Here is a 20,365-nt window from a genome sequence, read left to right on the forward strand (position 1 = left end):
CGGACGACATGCAACGACGATCGCTTTCCAGTGGACGTCATCCCTCGGGACGCTCATCCGGTGGCCGGCCGCCGCCGGGCTGGACTCGACCGGCAACCGTTCTGCTCAGGAGTGGGTGAGTTCGGTTCGGGTTCGTAGTCGTTGGACTTCGGCGCGGGAGTGCCGCACGGCGTTGGTGTCGGCGCCCTTGTCGCGTGCGATGTCGTGGGCGAGATCGAGAATCGCGGTGCGCAGGTGCGTGTCCGCTCGGCGTGCGGCGCGGTTCGGCGCGGCCTTTCGTCGAGCTTTGCGTGCCTTCTTGTTCACGACACTGTCGACTTCTGCCTCTGTCACGATCCGTTGGTCGATTTCGGGTCGTAGGACGTCGCGGACGAACTGGTGCTCGCGCGGCGCCGCTCTGCGGAACGCGATTGTGAGAACCGTGAGACCGAAGACGATGGAGGCGATCATGACGCCGATCGCGAGAAGTCCGTTGCCGCCGCTGATTCCGGCGCCGTCGTCCCAGGTGAAGTGCAGGAATACCCCCGCCGCCACCAGCGCCGACCCGAGGCCGAGTCGTCGAGGCTGCGCTGCGGTGCCAATGAGGTAGAGGGCGCCCCCGCAGACCAGCGCGCTGAACAATGGGTGGGAGACGAAGCTGAATGCGATGCGGGTCATGGACACCTGGACGGCGTTGCCGACGGGATCGGTTCCGAAGTCCGACGCCGAGGCGTTGACGGCGTAGAGGAAGTCCTCGAACACACCGAAACCCAGTCCGATGAACGCGCCCACGATGAGAGCGTCGTTGGCGGTGCGGATCAGTCGCGGCGCCAGGCTCAGCAGCAACAGGAAGCCGCACAGTTTGGCTGCCTCCTCCGTGATCGGTGCGGTGGCGCCGGCGGACCAGTCCGCGGACCAATCCTGGCCGAAGAGTTTGGGGTAGATGCTGAGCATCGCGGTGTTCGCGGTCATGGCGAACGCGAAGGTGGCGGGGACCGCGCCCCAGGTGAGCGCGGCGACCACCAGCGACGCGGGCTGGCGTTCCCAGCGGTCGATGTGTCGGAACCATGCGACCCAGGCGAGTCCGCACAAGGCGCACAGGACTGCGGCGACGGCGTATCCGCCGGCGTAGAACGACGCTTCCGGTGCGAAGTACGCCCACACCTGGTGCGCGCCGATGACGGTCAGCACGACGTACACCCAGAACGACAGGTTGTGGGGTTGCACGAAGTGGAACCGTTCACCCCACCCGGAGGTTTCCAGTGCTTCGAGCTGGCGTCGTCGAGTCTCGGTGGTGGTGGTGGAGTCGGCCGAGGGGTCGATGTCGTTGCCGCTCATGCGTTGTCCTCGTCGATTCGGCGGATGCTGGTGAGCATGTCGTCGATGGTGTCGGCGGACGCGGTCATCTGCGCGGGTGGGCCGTACACGCGCACTTTCAGGCCGGTCCCGTCGATGACGAACGCTGCGGCGAGTCCGTCGCTGAGGACACTGGCGTAGGGCTGCAGGATTCCGGTCTGCCCGGTGGCGGTGGTGATGGTGGTTCTGTCGCCGTCGACCCGGAAGGTGGGGTCGTTGGCGAGGGTGGTGACCTTGTCCGTCTGGTCGAGCAACTCGGCCGGGGTGCCGTCGAAGGGGCCGGGGGAGATGTCGACGGTGACGCCGTCTCCCACGACCGTCACCTCGCCCACTTTCTGGTTCGGGTCTCGGTCGTCGACGCGGTAGCCGCTCTCGACGTTCCACCCTGCAGTGGGGGTGATCTCGATGGTGTCGGCGAGAGCGAAGCGGTCGCCGGGGCGCACGGGATCGTCCCAGTCGATCGCCGTGTCCACGCGCGGGAGGACGACGGTGAGGATCACGAAGACCACCACGACGATCAGAGCGGCGGGGATGGTGCGGCGGTCGAGGCCGAGCACGCGGTGTTCGGCCGGAACCCGTTCCCTGTGCCTGGCGGGGTGGGTCAAGGTCACGAGATTCCCCTTCGGGATCGGGACGAAGTCACAACAAGGGGACAGAGGGACAGTACCGCCCGGTTCGCATGTGTGGCGTTCGAGTCACTAGTCGTCGTACGTACCGACCAAGACCGGTGTTCCAGCACCGAAACTGTCTCATCTACTAGATAGACAGGTCTACCTATCTGATGGCATGGTGTCTGCATGGCATCTACTCGTCCACCGTCGGCGCGTACCCGGATTCTGTCCGCGGCGGCTGAACGGTTCTACGCCGACGGCATCGCGGCGACGGGCATCGACACCATCACCGCGGCCGCAGGAGTGGCGAAGATGAGCCTGTACAACAACTTCGAATCGAAGAGCGATCTGGTCGCGGTCTATCTCGGCGAGCGGCACGAGGAGTGGCTACGGCTCCATGAATGTCGACGTGCGGAAGCAACGACGTCCGATGATCGCGTGTTGGCAGTCTTCGATGCCTACCTCGACCACGCACGCATGGCGTACCCGCACGGCTTCCGTGGTTGCGGCCTGCTCAACGCCGCCGCCGAGCTGCCTGCCGATGCCCCCGGCCGGGTCGCCGTCCGAGCTCACAAAGAGCAGGTCGAGAAGATCATCGTCGACGAACTGAGCGATTCACACTCGGTATCGACCGCCCGGACAACGGGCGAGCAGCTGTCCTTCATTCTCGAAGGTGCGATGTCGCGCGCAGGCCTCGAAGGAACGCCGGACCGACTCCTCGCCGCCAGAGCCATCGCAGAGAACATCCTCGCAACCCTGTGAACAGGGCAGTTCTGGGGTCGTCGGCCGTACTGGGTGCGTCCGTTCTGTGGGGAACCACCGGAACCGTCGCGTCCTTCGCCCCGTCGATCGGTGCCCTCGCCGTCGGCGCGGCGGCGATGGGCATCGGCGGTCTGCTCCAGGCGGCACTGAACGTCGCCGCTCTCCGCCGCGCTTGCGCAGCGCTGACGGCCCGATGGGCAGTGGTGCTCTCGGGAGGTCTGTGCGTGGCGATCTACCCGCTGGCGTTCTACTCCTCGATGCGCGTCGGAGGCATCGCGGTGGGAACTGCGGTGTCTCTGGGCTCTGCTCCGCTGGCCTCGGCTGTCATCGACCGCGTACTCGACCGGACTCACCTCACCCGCGCGTGGATCGTCGCCGCGGCTCTGGGGATAGGCGGGACAATGTTGATGAGCAGCGGCGTCCACTCGCCCGGCGATACCTCCGCCGCTGCCGGGATCGGTCTCGGACTGGTCGCCGGACTCACCTACGCCGGCTACTCCCGATCACTCCGGGAGCTGATGAACGGGGGCATCGGTCGCGGCGCATCGACAGGGGCCGTCTTCGGCGTCGGCGGTATCGCCTTGCTCCCGATCGTCCTGGCCTCGGCGTTCACCTCGGATCTGTCAGCACGACCCCTCACGGTGATCGCCTACCTCGCGATCGTTCCCATGTTCGGCGGCTACATCCTGTTCAGTCACGGTCTCGCCAGGATCGACGCCGCCACTGCCACGACGCTCACACTCAGCGAACCCGTGTTCGCTACCGCTCTCGCGGTGATCGTCGTCGGTGAACGACCCACCATCGCGGGATGGATCGGTATCGCGTTGATCATGGCCGGACTCGCCGTCCTGATGGGTACGGCTCGGCCGGCACCACCGCACACAAGGTCGACAGCCAACACCTTTGGCAACATTGACAATCGTCGCCAATATTCGCGTTCTGTCAGTTGAAGCCTATAATCAGCTGCGGTGCAGGTGTCTCGCGCTGGAACGCGGTGCGCCCGAGCCGGCGCACCTGATCGCGATGTAGTGCGCACACGACCGCAAAGGGTGGGCCAAGAACAGCGGGCGTGGCGAAAGACCCCTTGCACCTTCAAGGTATAGCGCACGGTGGGGCTTGCGGCAAGACCCCGTCGTCGGCGCAGAATGGCTCGCTCGACGCCACGACCTGCATCTTTCCGATCGGAGCCGCCCTGTGGACACCGTGTTCACCCTGCCCCCGCACCGCCGCGCCAAGGCCGACCCCGCGTCGATCGCGGCGGACGACCGACATCTCGCCAGAATCGACGCGGCATTGCGTAGCTCCCTCGCGGACCTCGAACAACGCCTCGCCCGGACACGCACCGACCCCGGCCGATCAGGCCAGGACGCGATGGAACGCGACCTCGAGACACACCGACTCACCGCCGAAATCCGTGCGGTGCGACGTGTCGGCCAGGACATGTGCCTCGGGCGGCTCGTACCCGCGGACGGAACAGCTCCGGTGTACATCGGGCGACGCGGACTCCTCGACGACACCGGTCGCCCTCTGCTCATCGATTGGCGCTCACCGGCGGCAGCACCGTTCTTCGCCGCGACCCCGGCACGCCCGATGGGCATCGCCTGGCGGCGTCGCTATCGCTGGACCGCAGGGCGGGTGAGCGACTACTGGGACGAGGTGTTCACCGCCGAGATCCCCGTCGGCGCCGTGGCATTGGACGATCGGTCGGCGTTCGTCGCCGACCTCGGGGCGGCGCGCTCGTCGCGCATGCGCGACGTGTTGGGCACCATCGCGGCGGACCAGGATGCGATCGTCCGCGCCCCGTCCCGAGGAGTTCGCGTGGTGGACGGCGGCCCCGGAACGGGAAAGAGTATCGTCGCGCTGCACCGTGCGGCCTACCTGCTGTACGCGGATCCGCAGGTCGGGCACCACCGCGGTGGTGTCCTGGTGATCGGGCCGCACGAGCCCTACCTGTCGTACGTCGCCGATGTGCTCCCCGATCTAGGGGAGGACGGCGTCCGGGTGTGTCTGCTCGACGAGATGGTCCCCGAGGGCCGGAAAGCCGTCGCGGAAAGCTCACCACGCGCCGCCGCAGTGAAAGGTTCCGCAGCGATGGTGGAGATGATCGACCGCGCGATCCGCTTCTACGAGACACCGCCCGCGACCGACATGGTCGTCGACACCGAGTGGGGGGCAGTGCTACTCCGGGCAGCGGACTGGGCGGAAGCCTTCGCGGCACCGGATGCGGCGACTCCGCACAACGATGCGCGGGAGGAAATCTGGGCGGCGCTGGGCGACACCGTCGTCGACCGCCTCGCCGCCGACGTGTCGGCCACCGACCTTGCCTCGTCGTTGCGGGAGATCGACGAGCTCCGCGACAGGGTCGAGTCGTCGTGGACGGTGATCGATGCTCCCGATCTCGTCGCCGACCTCTGGGCCGTGCCGGCGTACCTGCGGCACTGCGCGCCCTGGCTGGACGAGGACGACAGGGCCGCGGTCCGCAGAGACCTCGGCGCTCCCTGGACGACAGCGGATCTCCCTCTTCTCGACGTCGCGCGTCGGCGCCTCGGAGACCCGAAGGCGTCGGCATTGCGGGAACGGCGTGTTCGTGTCGTCGCCTCCGAGCGTGCGCGACGACGCGCCGTCATCGACGATCTCGTCGCGTCCGACGATTCGGAATTGCGCGTCATGTCGATGCTCCGCGGCGACGATCTGCAGAACACGCTGGACGACATCGACTCATCGACAGTCGAACCGGATCGATTGGGCGGCCCGTTCTCGCACATCGTCGTCGACGAGGCGCAGGAATTGACGGATGCGCAGTGGCAGATGGTCCGCGCCCGCTGCCCGTCGGGCAGTCTCACGGTGGTGGGGGACCGCGCGCAGGCCCACCGCGGCTTCCCGGAACCCTGGCAGGAGCGGCTGACGAGGGTCGGATTCACCGAGATCGCGGTATCCACGCTCGACGTCAACTACCGCACACCCTCCGAGATCATGGCCGAGGCCGAACCCGTCATCAGAGCGGTCCTCCCCGACGCCAACGTGCCGCGCTCGGTCCGCAGCACCGGGGTAAGCGTCCGCCACGCCGGGATCGACGACCTGGACGCAATTGTCGACGAGTGGGCCGCGACGAGCGAGGGCGTGGCCTGCGTCATCGGAATGCCATCCCTGCCGGACACGAGAAGGATCCGATCGCTGAGCGCACGCTCCGCGAAAGGACTGGAGTTCGATCTCGTCGTCCTCGTCGACAGACCCGGAATCGATCCGACGGGTGTGGATCGCGCCGTCGACCGCTACGTGGCCATGACACGCGCCACCCAACGCCTCGTGGTCCTGAAGTGAACAAGTTCGACATCAGTAATCATTGATGATAATTTCGTTCTGTCAGCTAAAGGCCTGAGACTTGCTGCGAGGCAGCGTGCACCGGGCGCCCGCCGCGATGGAACGGATGTCGCGCCAGCACGACAAATCGGAACGGACGGCTCTATCGGCTGCCGCCCCTGCCGGCCGCGGTTCGACCACGCATGCTCGCCGGCACCGGCGTACGTCAGCGCGACGCCCCGCGTGGCGCTGGTTCGATCGGGCGTCGCTGCCATGCACTCCAGTCCGAGGACGTCTGTTTCGCGGCCGTCAAAAGCAGCGGCAGGTACACACCGGTCAGGGTGTCGATGGAGGTTTCGGCGGCGTGGACGGTGATGTTCATGGCCGCGCGTGCGACTCCTCGTCCGTCGCGTACCGGCACCGCGATGGAGCGAACCCCAGGCGCGAGGTCCTGGTCGGCCAGTGCCCATCCGCGTTCGGCGGTGCGGTCGAGGATCTCGTCGATCTCGCCGGTCGTGTACGACTTCGTCGGGAGTCCGGAGCGGCTCGGTTCTTCGAGGCGTTCGTGCACGGAGGGCCGGTCCATCGCCGAGAGCAGTGCGCGCCCTTGTGAGGTGACCATGGCGGGAAAGCGTGTGCCGATGTCGACACGCAACGAGATCAGCTTCGGCACTGCAACCCGCGCGACGTAGACGATGTCGGAACCGTCGAGTTGAGCCATCGACGAGGACTCTCCGGTGACTGCGACCAGCCCCTCGAGGTGGGGTCGTGCCATGTCCCACAGGTTCAGTGCGCCGATGTAGGCCATACCGAGTTCGAGAACGCGCGGGGTCAACACATAGCCATCGTGACCGGACCTCACGTACCCAAGCTCCTCCAGCGTCAACAGGATCCGGCGGGCTGTCGGCCGGGCCAGGTCGGTCTGTGTGGCCACCTCGGTCAAGGACATCATCGGCCTGTCGACCGAGAAGGATCGCAGGACATGCAATCCCCGTGCCAGAGCCTCGATGAAATCTGGCCCCTGTCCTCGCTCGGCCACGTCCCCTCCTCCTCTCGCGTCACCCGGTGTCCGCTCGGTCACCAGTGTGTACCTCGGCCGTTGGACGTCTTCACGTGCACCGCACCACACCGAGGTAGTCGTATGACGCTTGACACACAGTCCCTCGAACAGGCACAGTAGAAACCACTATAACGGACTGTTGTCCGTCAGACGGACAATATTGGATCTAGCAGCGTGAACAGTCTCCACGGCGAACCGGACCGTCGGTCGCACCACACGATGCGACCGGCACACCAGCTGGGTGCTCACCGAACCGACGCGGGCACCACACGCCTCAGCGGCGACAGGACAGAACTTCGAAAGGACCATCAGCGATGAAGAACTACGACGTCGTAGTCATCGGCTTCGGACCCGTGGGGCAGATGCTCAGCGCCCAGCTCGGGCAGGCAGGGCATTCCGTGGCTGCGTTCGAGGCATACGAGACGCTCTACGGACTCTCTCGGGCCGGCCACATGGACGACGAGATCGTGCGCACGCTGCAGAAGATCAGCATCGACGAAGAATTCAAGTCCGACGCGGTGCCGTGGGACATGTACGACATGCGCACCAAGGCTTTCGACGGTGACTTGCTGCTGCGCATGGACTGGTCGCAGGTAGGCCCCCACGGTCACCGCGGGCACTGGATCTTCTACCAGAACTACCTCGAGCTCGCGATGCACCGCGCCGTCACCGAGACCGGCAACGTCGACCTCACTATGGGCACGAAGGCGGTGGACTTCGAGCAGGACGACGACGGTGTCACCATCACCCTCGAGCACCGCAAGAGCGGTGAGCGCAGCCAGGTCCGCGCGAAGTACCTCATCGCCGCGGACGGCGCGAACAGCTCCATCCGGGAAGCCCTGGGCATCAAGACCTGGGTCGGCAACTGCGACTACAACCAGCTCGTGGTCGATTGCCGCGAGAAGCACAAGCTGGACTTCGAGTTCGACAACGGTCAGTTCGCCGACCCGGCCCGGCCGGGATGCCTGTTCCAGCTCGGCGCCCACCACCACCGCTGGGAGTGGACGCTGCTGCCGGGGGAGAAGCCCGAGGACTTCACCGAGGAACGAGTCTGGGAGCTGCTCACGCCCTGGGTGGGCCCCGACGACGTGGAGATCCTGCGCCGACCGGTCTACAACTTCCGCGAGGTCGTCGCCGAGCACTGGCAGGACGGGCGGGTGTTCCTCGCCGGCGACTCCGCACACGTGCTGTGGCCCTTCGCCGGTGAAGGGATGTGCAACGGCATCCGCGACGCGTCCGCGCTCGCGTGGCGGCTGAACCTGGTGCTGCGCGGGCAGGCATCGCCGCAGATCCTCGACAGCTACACCGCCGACCGCAAGCCGATCTTCGTCGCCTGGATGAACCTCTCCCGCGAGATCGGTCTGCCGTGTGTGATCACCGACCCGGAGATCGCCGCGATGCGCGATCAGGGTCTGCGCGCCGCACTCGCCGACCCGTCGCTGATGCCGCCGATGCCCGAGATCCCCGGCCCGACCGCGTTCGTGCGCCCGAACGACCCCACCGGCGGCACCGTCGGCGTGCAGGGCAACGTCGAGGTCGACGGCACCACCGGACTTTTCGACGACCTCGTCGGCACCGGCTGGGTGCTGCTGAGCACCGACGCCGACGCCCAGACCTCGCTGTCGGCGCAGCAGAAGGATCTGATGGAGCGCGTCGGTATCGTCTTCGCCCACGTCGGAGCGCCCGGGTCGGGTGCAGCGATCGTCGACGTCGACGGCACCTACGCACAGTGGCTCACAGACCTCGGACGTACCACCGTCCTGGTGCGCCCGGACTTCTGGCTGTTCGGCTCCACCGAGCACGCCGTCGACGCCGGCACCCTGCTCGACTCGCTCGCCGACGGCTTCGCCGGCCGCTTCCCCACCCCCGCTCGGGTGCCGCAGCCGGACGAGATCGCCGCCGCCCACACCGGCGCTGCCACCCCGGCAGGTGTCTGAGGTGGCGGACTCCGACCACCACCCGACCGAAGAGAACCCGTGGGCGGCGGAAGTCGCCGCCCACAAACGGGCCATGCCGATGCAACGACTGATCGGCAACGGCCTGGACTACGCGGACGTCATCGAGCTCTACGCCCTCGCCGACTCCGGCGTGCCCTGGGCCGACGCCGGTGCACAACTCGGTGACGCGATCGCCGCGACCGCCGACGAGGCACTGGCGCACGGGCACCGCGTCACCGCCCGCAGCAACTATCTGCGGGCGAGCGCCTGCTACCGGACCGGGCAGGTACCCCTGCCCGACTCGGACCCGCGCAAGAAGCCGATGTACCACAAACTCATCGAGTTCTACGGCGCAGCAGGACAACTGAGCGACCCACCGGTCGAGCACGTCGAGATCCCCTACCGGGGCGGCAACCTCTGCGGCTGGCTGCTTCACCCCGCCGCCGACGACCCTCCGCCGGTGGTCATCCTCATGGGCGGGTTCGACGGGTGGCGTGAGGAGTACCACGTGGGGGCGACGTACCTGCTCGCCCGCGGCGTCGCGGTGCTCCTCGTCGACGGCCCCGGCCAGGGCGAGACCCGCATCCTGCAGGGCCTGCACCTCGATTCCGAAGTGCCCATGGCGTTCTCGGCGATGATCGACCACCTGTACGCCGACGACCGCCTCGCCGACCGGGTCGGCATCTGGGGCAACAGCATGGGCGGATTCCTCGCCGCGCTCGTCGCCGCCACCGACCCGCGCATCGCCGCGTGCGCAGTCAACGGCGGCACCGTACGCCCGGCGGAGATCCTGGACCGCTTCAAGCGGTTCGTCACCAAAGTGCAAGCGCTGCTGGGCATCGACGACCCCGACCAGGCGACGAGGGTCATGAACACCTTCGTACTCACCGACCAGGCGCTGTCGACCCTGACCTGCCCGCTGCACGTCATGCACGGGACCCCGGACCAGATCTTCCTGATCGAGAACGCGCGCGCACTCTTCGACGGTGCCGCCTCGCAGGACAAGACGTTCAGCGAGTTCCCCGACGGGGACCACTGCATCTACAACCACTCGCACGACAAGCACACCCGGCTAGGCGACTGGTTCGCCGACCGCCTGGGTGCCGAAGGAGAGCACCGATGAGCAGCACGCAGACCGTCCCCGAAGGCCGCATCCTCATCCGCGGCGCCCACCTTCTCACCCAGGACGACACCCTCGGCGACTTCGTCGGCGACGTCCTCATCGACGGCGGCAAGATCGTCGAGGTCGGAACCGATCTCGACGCCACCGGCGCCACCGTCATCGACGGCACCCACCGCGCCGTGCTGCCGGGCTTCGTCGACACCCACCGCCACACCTGGCAGGGCGCCATCCGCCAGGTCGGCACCGGATGGGACTTCCCGAAGTACCGCCAGCACATCCAGCTCACCTGGGGACCCGAGTTCACCCCGGACGACGTCTACATCGGCAACCTGACCGGCGCACTGGGCGCCCTCGACGCCGGCATCACCACCCTGCGCGACGAGTCGCACATCCAGAACAGCCCCGACCACACCGACTCCGCCATCGCCGCCCTGCGCGACTCGGGCATCCGCGGCGTCTTCGCCTTCGGATGGCCCTCGATCGACTCCGACAAGTGGATGCTCCGCGGTGAGGCCACCCACCCCGAGGACATCCGCCGCGTCCGCTCCGACGTCCTCGCCGACGACGACGCCCTGGTCACCCTGCAGGCCATGCTCCGCGGACCGGAACTGTCCACCCTCGACGTCACCAGCAAGGACCTCGCGATGGCCCGCGAGCTCGGCGTGCGCTCGTCCATGCACGTCGGCAACGGACCCTGGGGCCCGGAGTTCCGCGGCATCGGCTCCCTCGGCGACGCCGGTCTGCTCGCCGAGGACCTGCTGTTCATCCATTGCTGCACCAGCGACGACGACGAGCTCGAGATGCTCGCCGACTCAGGCGCCCACGCCTCGGTGTCCGCAGCCGTGGAAGCGGTGCTCCCCGGCCTCGGCGCCCCCGCGACCGGACGACTCCTCGCCGCCGGCATCCGACCGAGCCTGAGCATCGATACCGAGGCCTCCGTCTCCGGCGACATGTTCAACGTCATGCGCGCCGCGCTGACCGCGCAGAACGTCGGTATCAGCATCGACCCCGACACCTACGGCGCACTGCCCGCGTTCACTCCCGCGGACCTGGTGGCCATGGCCACCATCGGAGGGGCGCGCGCGTCCGGCCTGGACCACAAAACCGGGTCGATCACCCCCGGCAAGGACGCCGACCTGATCGTCATCCGGCTCGACGACGCGAACCTGCTGCCCGCCAACGACGTCGCCGCCAGCATCGTCGGCGCCGGACATCCCGGCAACATCGACACCGTCCTCGTGGCCGGACAGGTCCGCAAGTACGGCGGCCGCCTCGTCGGATGCGACATCGACGACATCCGCGCCCGCGCCGAAGCCTCGCGCGACCGCCTGTTCGCCTTCGACCTCGTCGAGGGCTGAGTTCGGTTCCCCCGCCGGATCCGACACACCCTCGCTGGAAAGGACTGACCTCGTGGACTCCACAGGCACCCCCACTGCACGCCCCCTCGACGGGATCGTCGTCGCGGATCTCTCCCGCGTCCTCGCCGGCCCGTACGCCACCATGCTGCTCGCCGACATGGGCGCCGAGGTGATCAAGGTCGAGAGCCCCGGCGGCGACGACACCCGATCCTGGGTGCCTCCCGTGCGCGAGGACGGCGTCTCGACGTACTACGCGGCGATCAACCGGAACAAGAAGTCCATCGTCCTGGACTTCAAGAACGACGACGACCTCGCGGTCGCCAAGGCCCTCACCGGCCGCGCCGACGTCGTGGTCGAGAACTTCAAACCCGGTGGCCTGCGCCGCTTCGGGCTCGACTACGACAGCGTCCGCGACCGCAACGACACTGTCATCTACTGCTCCATCAGCGGCTTCGGATCCAAGGAAGGCGCCTCACTGCCCGGGTACGACCTGATCGTGCAGGCGATGTCGGGATTGATGAGCCTGACCGGTGACCCCGACGGGCCCGCCTACCGCGCCGGCATCAGCGTCTTCGACGTCATGGCCGGACTGCACTCGACGATCGGCATCCTCGCCGCGCTACGCCACCGCTCCGAGACCGGCACCGGGCAGCACATCGAGACCTCGCTGCTCGCGTCGGCGATGAGCGGGCTGGTCAACCAGACCTCCGCCTACGTCGCCGGCGGGGTCACCCCGCACCGGATGGGCAACGCGCACCCGAGCCTGTTCCCGTACGAGCCGCTGCCCACCGCCGACAACGATCTGATCATCACCGCCGGCAACGACGCCCAGTTCCGCAAACTCGTCGGCGTCCTCGGCGTCCCCGAGTTGGCCGACGATCCCCGCTTCGCCAAGAACGAAGACCGCACCGAACGCCGCGAGGAGCTGCGCCCACTGATCGTCGAACGCCTCGAGACGCAGTCGGCGACGCACTGGTTCGACAAGCTCAACGAGGTCGGTGTGCCGAACGGGCCGATCAACACCATCGCCCAAGGGGTGCAGTACGCCGACAAGCTCGGCCTCGAACCGGTCGTGCAAGTCGGACCGCCCGGGGACACCGTGCCCGGGGTGCGCAATCCCATCTCTTTCAGCGGCTTCGCGCCGCGCTACGACCTCGCACCCCCGACATTGGGGCAGGACAACGACGAGGTGCGGGCATGGCTCTCCGCCGCAGCAACGACGCCGACCACTACCGGGCAGGGAGAACGATGACCGACACGACCGGGCGACAGGTCCGCACCGAGTTCCCCACCTCGCTGGGCACCTCCTCGGCCACCGAGATCAAGCTCCTCGGCCAGGATCTGGCCGGTGACCTGATGGGCAAGGTCGGATTCGGCGAACTCGCCCTTTGGATGGTCGCCATGCGCCGACCCACCCCCGGCGAGGTGCGCGTGTTCGAGGCGGTCCTGGTCGCGCTCACCGATCACGGGTTCACCCCCACCGCCATCGCCGCGCGCGTGACCTACCTCAGCGCCCCCGACTCACTGCAGGGCGCGCTGGCAGCCGGCCTGCTCGGCGGCGGCTCACGGTTCCTCGGCGTCACCGAGGACAGCGGCCAGTTCCTCGCCGCCGCGCTCGCCGCGCACACCGCCGACGGTGGGTCCTTGCCCGACACCGACGAGGGGTGGGACCGGATCGCCCTCGACGCCATCGCGCGGCAACGCAGCAGCGGCAAGCACGTGCCCGGCCTCGGTCACCCGAACCACAAGGACGGTGACCCCCGCACCCCGGTGCTGATCGGCATCGCCGCCGAGGAAGGTCTGCGCGGACCGCACCTGCAGCTGTTCGAGGCGATCGGCCGGATGAGCGAACGCGGCGTGGGCCGCCACCTGCCGCTCAACGGCGCCGGCGTGTGCGGAGCTGCTCTCGCCGATCTCGGGCTGCCGACGGAGATGCTGCGCGGCTTCGCGTTGCTGGCCCGCTGCGCCGGTCTGATCGGGCAGCTCGCCGAGGAGCGGCGCACCCCGATCGCCAACGACATCTACATGAACGTCGACCGAGGCGCGTACTACGTCGATCCCACCGACGCGGACCGCGCCACGTCCTGACAGCTCGACCACCCACGAGATCCGCTACACCGAGGAGACTCTTTTCATGGCGACACTGGCGGCAGTGCTCGGCACTACCCATCACCCGTTCTATTACAAAGCCACCACCGGCCCGGAGGAGGAACGGCCTCCGTTCGCGGCGGAGTGGAAGCGCAAGGTCGAGGCGTACCGCGAGACGCTGACCGCCGCGAAGCCGGACATCCTGGTGATGGTCGGCGCCGACCACTTCCACCAGTTCTTCCTCGACAACTACCCGACGTTCCTGATCGGGAAGGCGCCACGCTACGACGCCACGTTCTACAACGAAGAGCGCGAGTTCGGCATCCCGAAGTACGTCCTGGAGGGCCACGAGGAGCTCTCCGGCTACATGCTGCAGGGGCTGATGGACCGCGGCTTCGACTTCTCCTTCAGCAACGAGCTCAAGATCGATCACTCGATCATCTGCCCGATCATCACCACCCGCCCCGATGCGGACCTGCCGGTGGTGCCGATCTACACCAACATCTTCGCCCCGCCGCTGCCGTCGCCGAAACGCTTCTGGGACCTCGGCCGCGCCATCCGCGAGGTCATCGACGAGTTCCCCTCCGACAAGCGCATCGCCGCCATCGGCAGCGGGCACCTCTCCCTCGAGCTGGGCGGACCACGCCAGTTCGGTGAGCACGGCCCCGACCCGGAGTTCGACGCGAACGCGATCCGGTGGCTCTCGGAGGGCAACATCGAGGCCATCCTCGACAACGTCACCCTCGAGACCCTTGCCGGCCACGGCAACGCCACCCACGGGTTCATGGACCTGATCCTCATGATGGGCATCGCCGGACCCGAAAAAGCCGCCTACGTCGACAATTTCGATCTTTACCACACGATGGAGGCCTACTTCACCTGGTACCCGAACGGAGACGCGGCATGAGCAAGTACTACGTGAACAAGTTCCTGTTCACCGTCGACCGTGACCCGGAGTTCCTCGACGCCTACGCCAAGGACCCCAAGGAGTTCGTCGGCCGGTGGGAAGAGGAGATCGGACCCAAGCTCTCCGACAGTGAACGCACCACCGTCAACGCGCTCACCGACGACGAGCGCGAGGCCCTGATCAACCACGACTACGTGGCGTTGTTCGAGATGGGTGCGCACTTCTTCCTCAACCTGACCCTGTTCATCGCCGTCTACGACGAGACCTGGGCACTCGAGAAGGGCCCTTTGGCATTTCAGCGTGAGTTCGGGGCACAGCTCGAGCACTGGCTCGGCAAGCCGTACCCGTCGATCGCCACCTGACCCCTCACCGTCCACTCGCCCTGTCGGGCCGGGTGGAACAACCGGATCCCGGGTGTTCGTGCGCGCGTGCCACCCGGGATCCGGCGTTCTTCTCTCGCGCCACCAGAAGCGCACCACCAGTACCGCACCGCCCGCCAGCGCACCGCAGGAGCATCGGCACATGCAGGCCTTCACCACCACCACCGGAACCGCAGTTCCATTGCGCCGCAGCAGAGTCGACACCGACCAGATCTGCCCGTCGGCGTACATGAAGCGGGTCACCCGCACCGGCTACGAGGACGCCCTGTTCTCCACCTGGCGCAGCGACCCCGACTTCGTGTTGAACCGACCCCCGTTCGACCACGGCACGATCCTGGTCACCGGACCCGACTTCGGGATCGGCTCCTCCCGCGAGCACGCGGTGTGGGCGTTGATGGACTTCGGGTTCCGGGTCGTCGTCTCCTCCCAGTTCGCCGACATCTTCCGCTCCAACGCCGGCAAGTCCGGCCTGCTGGCAGCGCAGGTCGACCAACCCGACGTCGAGCTGCTGTGGAAGCACATCGAGAACCACCCCACCGACGACGTCACCGTCGATCTGCACGCCCGCACCATCACCGCCGAACCGCTGACCGTGGCGTTCGCGGTCGACGACGACACCCGCAGCAAACTCCTCGACGGTCTCGACGACATCGACATCGCACTGCAGCACGGCGACGAGATCAGCGCCTTCGAGAGCAGAAGACCGCAGTGGATGCCGCGCACCGTGCTGTGACCGGTGCCGCTGTGCTCGCGGGCCGGACCAGCACATCCGGCAGGCCGGGGTGAGCGGCGCAACCCCGGTGGTGTGGCTGCGCAACCTCGTCCCCACCGACCCCCGGACCCCACCACCTGCCAGCACCGCGGCCACCATCGCCGACGCCGCCGAACGCATCGGATCGGGTCCCGTCGCGTGGGCCTGCGAGGTCGGGCTCGACATGGCCACGACCATCGTCGACCAGATCCCCGAGATAGGTGGAGGCGCCGAACAATTGAACACCCTGCGGATGGGAACAGAGTCCTCCGCCATCCGCGCGTTGATCCGGGTCGCCGGCCTCGACGACGACCTCCCGGCGATCACCGAGGAGGCGCTGCGCGGCGACCGCGAGTTCGTGCGCCGCGGCGTCGCCCTGGACCGGGTGCTACGCGGTGTGCGGCTCGGTCACGCCCGCATGGCGAGTGCGTTCATGCGCGCGTGCGCCACGCACGTCGCCCCCGATGACCGGGCACCGCAGATGCAGCAGATCTCCGAGTTGCTCTTCGACTACATCGACGAGTTCGCCGACGCGATGGCCTCCGAGTACGTCGCCGAACGCGACCGGTGGATGGCCAGCGCCGCGGCCGCACGCAGCGAGGCCGTGCGCGCGATCCTCGCCGGCGAATTCGGGGACACCAGCGCCGCCACCGCCGCCCTGGACTACGACCTCAGCCGCGACCACGTCGCGATGACGTTCTTCTACGACCCCCCGCGGCGACGCTCCGACACCACCGACCTGCTCGCCGCCGCCCACCAGGCTCTGACCACCGCCGGCGCCACCCAACGGTTGGTGCTCCCCGTCGGCGCGGGCAGTGTCTGGGCCTGGGCCGGGCGGCACCGCTTCCCGGCGCGGCTGGTCCTGACCGACCATCAGCCCACCGCGCTCGACATCCGGGTAGCGACCGGTGACCCGGGGGCAGGGGCGGCGGGCTTTCGGCAATCGCATCGAGAGGCGCTCGCCGCCGAACGGTCGGCGCGGATGGCGCGTCGACCCGCACCGGTGACCCGCTACGCAGATGTCGCCGTCCCGGCTCTGATGACCGAGAACCTCGACGCCGCGCGGGCTTTCGTCACCCGTGAACTCGGCCCCCTCGCCGAGCCCACGCACCAGGCCCGAGATTTGCGGGAGACCCTGCTGCAGTACTTCGACGACGAGTCGAGCCCGTACGCCGCTGCGCAGGTTCTGCATGTTTCCCGCAACACCGTCGCCTACCGGGTCAAACGGGCATCGGAGTTGCTCGGACACGACGTGACCGAGCGTCGCCACGCGCTGCACACCGCGCTGGTGCTCGTCGACATCTACGGCGACGCTGTGTTCTGACCACAGCGCCGCCGGGCCATCCCTGCCGACCCGGCGTCAGCTGCGAGTGTTCGTCCGCCTGCGGTGATCGCTCCTGCGGCAGCACTGTGGGGGCCGGTGGATCACCGGCCCCCACAGTCGTCTTCGCGGACCTCGGATGCGTCAGATCAGCGGAGTGACCTGTTCGGTGACACCGAGCATCGCGCGGCCGTACGCCTCGGCGGCGATGGCCGGGTTCACCACCGCGTGCCGGGATCCGGTCTCGAGGTCGCGCCACATCCGCTGCAGGGGCGAGACTTCGGCGAAGCTGCCTGCTCCCTGCACCGTCAGCAGCAGGTCCATCGCCTCGCGGGCGCGGGTGGCGACGACACCGACGTCCATGCGCACCCGGGCGCGGGAGTCGAAGCTCATGTAGTCGGGGGACTGCGCCGCCTTGTCGATGTCGTCGGCCGCCCGGAAGCAGTGCAGCATCGCGGTGTCGACCAGCGACGCCGCGTTCGCCATGTTGATCTGTGTGGAACCGGAGTCGATCGACTTCTCGTAGAACGTGTACGAGATCCCGCGGCCCTTCGCCAAGGATCCCTTCACCACGTCCAGGGCGCCCTGGGCGAGTCCGAGTTGCGGGCCGACCAGGACCAGCGCGAGCACCGGGACGAACGCCGACCGGTAGAGCGCTTCGTCCTTGTGTTCGGTGGGGTAGGAGCCTTCGATCGCGGCGGTGACGGACAGGATGCGGTGCGCCGGGACGAACACGTCCTCGGCGATGATGGTGTTGCTTCCGGTGCCGCGCATACCGGCGACGTACCAGGTGTCCTCGATCGTCAACTCGCTCATCGGAATCAACGCCATACCCTGATCGATCTGCGTTCCACCCTCGTCGACCACCGGCACACCCAGCATCGCCCACTGCGAGTGCAGCGACCCCGACGCGAATCCCCACTTGCCCGTCACGCGCAGCCCGCCGTCGACAGCGACCGCGGTCGAGTTGGGGGCGACCACTCCGCAGATCCGGGCCTCCGGGTCGGCGTCGAAGACATCGCGCTGCGCCTGATCGGGGTAGAGGCCGATCAACCATCCACACACGTTCATCAACGTCGCAGCCCACGCCGTCGACCCGCACGCCTGGCCCAGCGTGGAGGTGACCTCGAGGAACGTCCGGAAGTCCGCCTCGTGGCCGCCGAGACGCTTGGGGACCGAGATCTTGAACAGTCCGGCGGCGGCGAGTACGTCGATGTTCTCCTGCGCGACCCGGCGTTCGGCCTCGGTGCGGGATGCGTTCGACCGCAGCAGGTCCAGTAGCCCCTCCGCTCGTCGAGGCAGCTCGACCGAAGGGCCGAGCAGCGCGTCGGTGGTGGGGCGTTCCGCGGTGATGGTCATGAGGTGTGGTCCTTCCAAGAATCTGTACCCGAATGGGGCGTGGCTCACATAGTCACGCCGGCCACCGCCCACGTTCTCGTGCGGAACCGCCAATTCGGGCCGCTGCGACCGTGCACAGCGCACGGTGTCGATCCCTGGGCGTGCAGCGAGCCCAAAGTGACGGCGATCACTGCGACTGTTCGCGCAAGAAAGCGCCGTTCTCTGCGCGGTTCACTTCCCAGAACCCGAGCCCTGCCCGACGAAGGAACCCGACATGACAGCTTCCGCCACCACCCGAACTGCACTGGACCCGTCACGGCTGCGGCGCGCACTGGGCCGCGTACCGACCTCGGTGGCAGTGGTGACCGGGGTCGTCGAGGGTGAACCAGTCGGAATGACCGTCGGGTCACTGACGTCGGTATCGTCGGATCCGCCCATCATCGGATTCTTCGCCGCCGCCCAGTCGTACACCTTCGCCCAGCTCCGACAGGCCTCCGACCTGTGCGTCAGCGTGCTCTCCGAAGCGCAGGGCGACGTCTGCTACGGGTTCGCCTCCCGAACCGGCGCCAAGTTCGACTGCGGTGAGTGGGACACCGAATCCGGCCCCGCCCCGCGCCTGGTGTCGGCGAGCGCGTGGATCGAGTGCACGCCGAGCATGATCTTCGACGCGGGCGATCACGTGGGAATGCTCGCCGCAGTCACCGACGTCGAGTACACCGATCACCGCCCCCTGGTGTTCTACCGCGGCAAGCTCGCCCGGTTGCACCCGAGCGTGACCCACCACCCTGCGACGTCGCGGCTCGACTGGTGGTCGCTGTGAGCGCACTGCGACCCGCCGATGTGCGCCACGAGGTCGACAACCTCCTGGGCCGGTACGCCGAGCTTGCCGACGCACGTGACGCGGACGCGGTGGCGGAATTACTGGCGAGGGCCGACGTGCACTTCGCCGGTACGACCATCACCGGCCGCGACGCGATCGGCCGACACTACGGCCACCTGTTCGAGACCGCACCGATCAGTCGACACCTGATCACCAACGTCATCGTCGACGCACAGCAAGACCGCGCCGACTTCCGGTGCCGATACAGCCGATGGCAGATCGATCCCACAGCGCAGCTTCTCGCCATCGGCGACTACGCCGGCACCTGCCGCACCGGTGAATCCAGCTACTTCCTTGCCTCATTCACAGTCACACGATCCTGGCAGGCCGAGTCGTGAGAGCGGATACGGATCGCCGAGAGCCACGAGCATTCGGCGTGCCTCGAATCACCGCGAAGTCCTATTAAGACGCTGAACTGGGGATTTACGAGGAATTTTGGGCAGACTTGTCCCCCCTCAAGAGGTCGGCGTTTTGTCCTACGTGCTGTTCTTCGCCCTGGCGAGACGGACGGCGCGCTTGTTGGCGCGATCCGAGATCAGGGGGAGTAGCCGAAGCACAAAATGCAGTGCGACGGCGACAGCAGCAGGGACGAGCACGGGACTGTTCGCGAGGACTACGAGCATCGTGCGCACCTCCGCTTCTTGGGGGTGATCACCACGGTTGTGGTGGGTGGACCGCAGCGTGGCTCGCCGCGGAGTCGGTCATGCCGCTTCGGGCATGAAAAAACCCGCTCCGGTTGGGGAGCGGGTTGCATGGTGGGCGGGGTCAATCCGCACGGTCGACTGTTCTCGGGCGGGTCGCTCGGTCGCGGCGCGTCCGAGAGGCGATCAAGACGTGCCCACCTTTGAAGAGCCAGCCTCGAGAGCCTCTCCGATCGGCCCGTAGATGGCCTCGACGTACCCAGCTGCGCACGGTCGACGGCGCGACGTCGAATAGTCGGGCCACCTCATCGGTGGTGATGAGCCGGTTGTAGTACGAGTGAGGGATGTACAACTCCGAGTAGACGGCAGGGTGCGCAGTTCGGCGTCGTGCATCACGCTGCACTCGCATGAGGTCGGCGCGGTCGTGCACCGCAGCCCTGCCCGCTTTCCGCTGCGGTGAAGCAATCCGCGTGAGACCCATTTTCGTACCGTCTGCGCGTTGACGCCCATGAGGCGCTCAGCCTCCGACGCGGTGAGCAACTGGGGCGGGGGAGGTACGTCGGCGTCGTCCCC

At 67.6% G+C, this 20,365-nt stretch carries 19 protein-coding genes; 14 read left to right on the forward strand and 5 right to left on the reverse strand.

The window, feature by feature from the left end; all coding sequences use genetic code 11:
* Nucleotides 1–105 precede the first annotated feature (105 nt).
* Together OG947_RS22440 and OG947_RS22445 are read right to left on the reverse strand one after the other, a co-directional pair.
* On the reverse strand, nt 106–1,317 hold the full coding sequence (locus OG947_RS22440) for a PrsW family intramembrane metalloprotease (RefSeq protein WP_328814158.1): 1,212 nt from the start codon (nt 1,315–1,317) through the stop codon (nt 106–108).
* Nucleotides 1,314–1,946, reverse strand: coding sequence for a hypothetical protein (locus OG947_RS22445; protein WP_328814159.1), 633 nt, complete (start codon nt 1,944–1,946; stop codon nt 1,314–1,316). The genes OG947_RS22440 and OG947_RS22445 overlap by 4 nt, the downstream gene beginning before the upstream one ends.
* A 186-nt stretch (nt 1,947–2,132) precedes the next feature.
* Here OG947_RS22445 and OG947_RS22450 point away from each other — a divergent pair, with 186 nt between their 5' ends.
* From OG947_RS22450 to helR, 3 genes are all read left to right on the forward strand, one after another.
* The gene (locus OG947_RS22450; protein WP_328814160.1) at nt 2,133–2,708 is read left to right on the forward strand and encodes a TetR/AcrR family transcriptional regulator; all 576 of its coding nucleotides are present in this window, start codon (nt 2,133–2,135) and stop codon (nt 2,706–2,708) included.
* On the forward strand, nt 2,705–3,658 hold the full coding sequence (locus OG947_RS22455) for a DMT family transporter (RefSeq protein ID WP_328814161.1): 954 nt from the start codon (nt 2,705–2,707) through the stop codon (nt 3,656–3,658). Before OG947_RS22450 ends, OG947_RS22455 begins: the two co-directional genes overlap by 4 nt.
* A 244-nt stretch (nt 3,659–3,902) precedes the next feature.
* Entirely contained in the window at nt 3,903–6,029 is a 2,127-nt protein-coding gene (gene helR, locus OG947_RS22460; RefSeq protein WP_328814162.1) for an RNA polymerase recycling motor ATPase HelR, read from the forward strand.
* A 205-nt stretch (nt 6,030–6,234) separates the two neighbouring features.
* On the opposite strand, the gene OG947_RS22465 is transcribed toward helR, so the two are convergent.
* Nucleotides 6,235–7,047: an IclR family transcriptional regulator domain-containing protein gene (locus OG947_RS22465; RefSeq protein WP_328814164.1), complete on the reverse strand. Its 813-nt coding sequence runs from the start codon at nt 7,045–7,047 to the stop codon at nt 6,235–6,237.
* A gap of 335 nt (nt 7,048–7,382) precedes the next feature.
* Here OG947_RS22465 and OG947_RS22470 point away from each other — a divergent pair, with 335 nt between their 5' ends.
* From OG947_RS22470 to OG947_RS22510, 9 genes are all read left to right on the forward strand, one after another.
* Complete coding sequence (locus OG947_RS22470) at nt 7,383–9,005, forward strand: bifunctional 3-(3-hydroxy-phenyl)propionate/3-hydroxycinnamic acid hydroxylase (protein ID WP_328814166.1); 1,623 nt, start codon at nt 7,383–7,385, stop codon at nt 9,003–9,005.
* Between the two features lie 73 nt (nt 9,006–9,078).
* Entirely contained in the window at nt 9,079–10,128 is a 1,050-nt protein-coding gene (locus OG947_RS22475) for an alpha/beta hydrolase family protein (RefSeq protein WP_328814167.1), read from the forward strand.
* Nucleotides 10,125–11,486, forward strand: a complete 1,362-nt coding sequence (locus tag OG947_RS22480) for an amidohydrolase family protein (protein ID WP_328814168.1) — start codon at nt 10,125–10,127, stop codon at nt 11,484–11,486. The genes OG947_RS22475 and OG947_RS22480 overlap by 4 nt, the downstream gene beginning before the upstream one ends.
* Nucleotides 11,487–11,538: 52 nt before the next feature.
* Nucleotides 11,539–12,738, forward strand: a complete 1,200-nt coding sequence (locus tag OG947_RS22485) for a CaiB/BaiF CoA transferase family protein (protein ID WP_328814169.1) — start codon at nt 11,539–11,541, stop codon at nt 12,736–12,738.
* On the forward strand, nt 12,735–13,574 hold the full coding sequence (locus tag OG947_RS22490) for a citryl-CoA lyase (protein ID WP_328814170.1): 840 nt from the start codon (nt 12,735–12,737) through the stop codon (nt 13,572–13,574). Before OG947_RS22485 ends, OG947_RS22490 begins: the two co-directional genes overlap by 4 nt.
* 46 nt (nt 13,575–13,620) lie before the next feature.
* The gene (locus OG947_RS22495) at nt 13,621–14,481 is read left to right on the forward strand and encodes a hypothetical protein (RefSeq protein ID WP_328814171.1); all 861 of its coding nucleotides are present in this window, start codon (nt 13,621–13,623) and stop codon (nt 14,479–14,481) included.
* The gene (locus OG947_RS22500) at nt 14,478–14,843 is read left to right on the forward strand and encodes a hypothetical protein (protein WP_328814172.1); all 366 of its coding nucleotides are present in this window, start codon (nt 14,478–14,480) and stop codon (nt 14,841–14,843) included. The genes OG947_RS22495 and OG947_RS22500 overlap by 4 nt, the downstream gene beginning before the upstream one ends.
* Before the next feature lie 160 nt (nt 14,844–15,003).
* Entirely contained in the window at nt 15,004–15,594 is a 591-nt protein-coding gene (gene leuD / locus OG947_RS22505; RefSeq protein WP_328814302.1) for a 3-isopropylmalate dehydratase small subunit, read from the forward strand.
* A gap of 49 nt (nt 15,595–15,643) precedes the next feature.
* Nucleotides 15,644–16,936, forward strand: coding sequence for a PucR family transcriptional regulator (locus OG947_RS22510; RefSeq protein WP_328814173.1), 1,293 nt, complete (start codon nt 15,644–15,646; stop codon nt 16,934–16,936).
* Nucleotides 16,937–17,077: 141 nt separating this feature from the next.
* Here the strand turns inward: OG947_RS22510 and OG947_RS22515 are convergent, their stop codons facing one another.
* Nucleotides 17,078–18,292, reverse strand: a complete 1,215-nt coding sequence (locus OG947_RS22515; RefSeq protein ID WP_328814174.1) for an acyl-CoA dehydrogenase family protein — start codon at nt 18,290–18,292, stop codon at nt 17,078–17,080.
* Between the two features lie 253 nt (nt 18,293–18,545).
* On the opposite strand from OG947_RS22515, the gene OG947_RS22520 reads away from it, so the two are divergent.
* Nucleotides 18,546–19,091, forward strand: coding sequence for a flavin reductase family protein (locus tag OG947_RS22520; RefSeq protein WP_328814176.1), 546 nt, complete (start codon nt 18,546–18,548; stop codon nt 19,089–19,091).
* Nucleotides 19,088–19,489 (forward strand): nuclear transport factor 2 family protein, encoded by a 402-nt coding sequence (locus OG947_RS22525; protein WP_328814177.1) that lies wholly within the window; start codon nt 19,088–19,090, stop codon nt 19,487–19,489. Before OG947_RS22520 ends, OG947_RS22525 begins: the two co-directional genes overlap by 4 nt.
* A gap of 427 nt (nt 19,490–19,916) precedes the next feature.
* On the opposite strand, the gene OG947_RS22710 is transcribed toward OG947_RS22525, so the two are convergent.
* Complete coding sequence (locus OG947_RS22710; RefSeq protein ID WP_442973141.1) at nt 19,917–20,273, reverse strand: helix-turn-helix domain-containing protein; 357 nt, start codon at nt 20,271–20,273, stop codon at nt 19,917–19,919.
* Nucleotides 20,274–20,365: the final 92 nt, after the last annotated feature.

The sequence above is a fragment of the Rhodococcus sp. NBC_00297 genome, from assembly GCF_036173065.1.
In the GTDB taxonomy this organism is placed as follows: Bacteria; Actinomycetota; Actinomycetes; order Mycobacteriales; family Mycobacteriaceae; genus Rhodococcoides.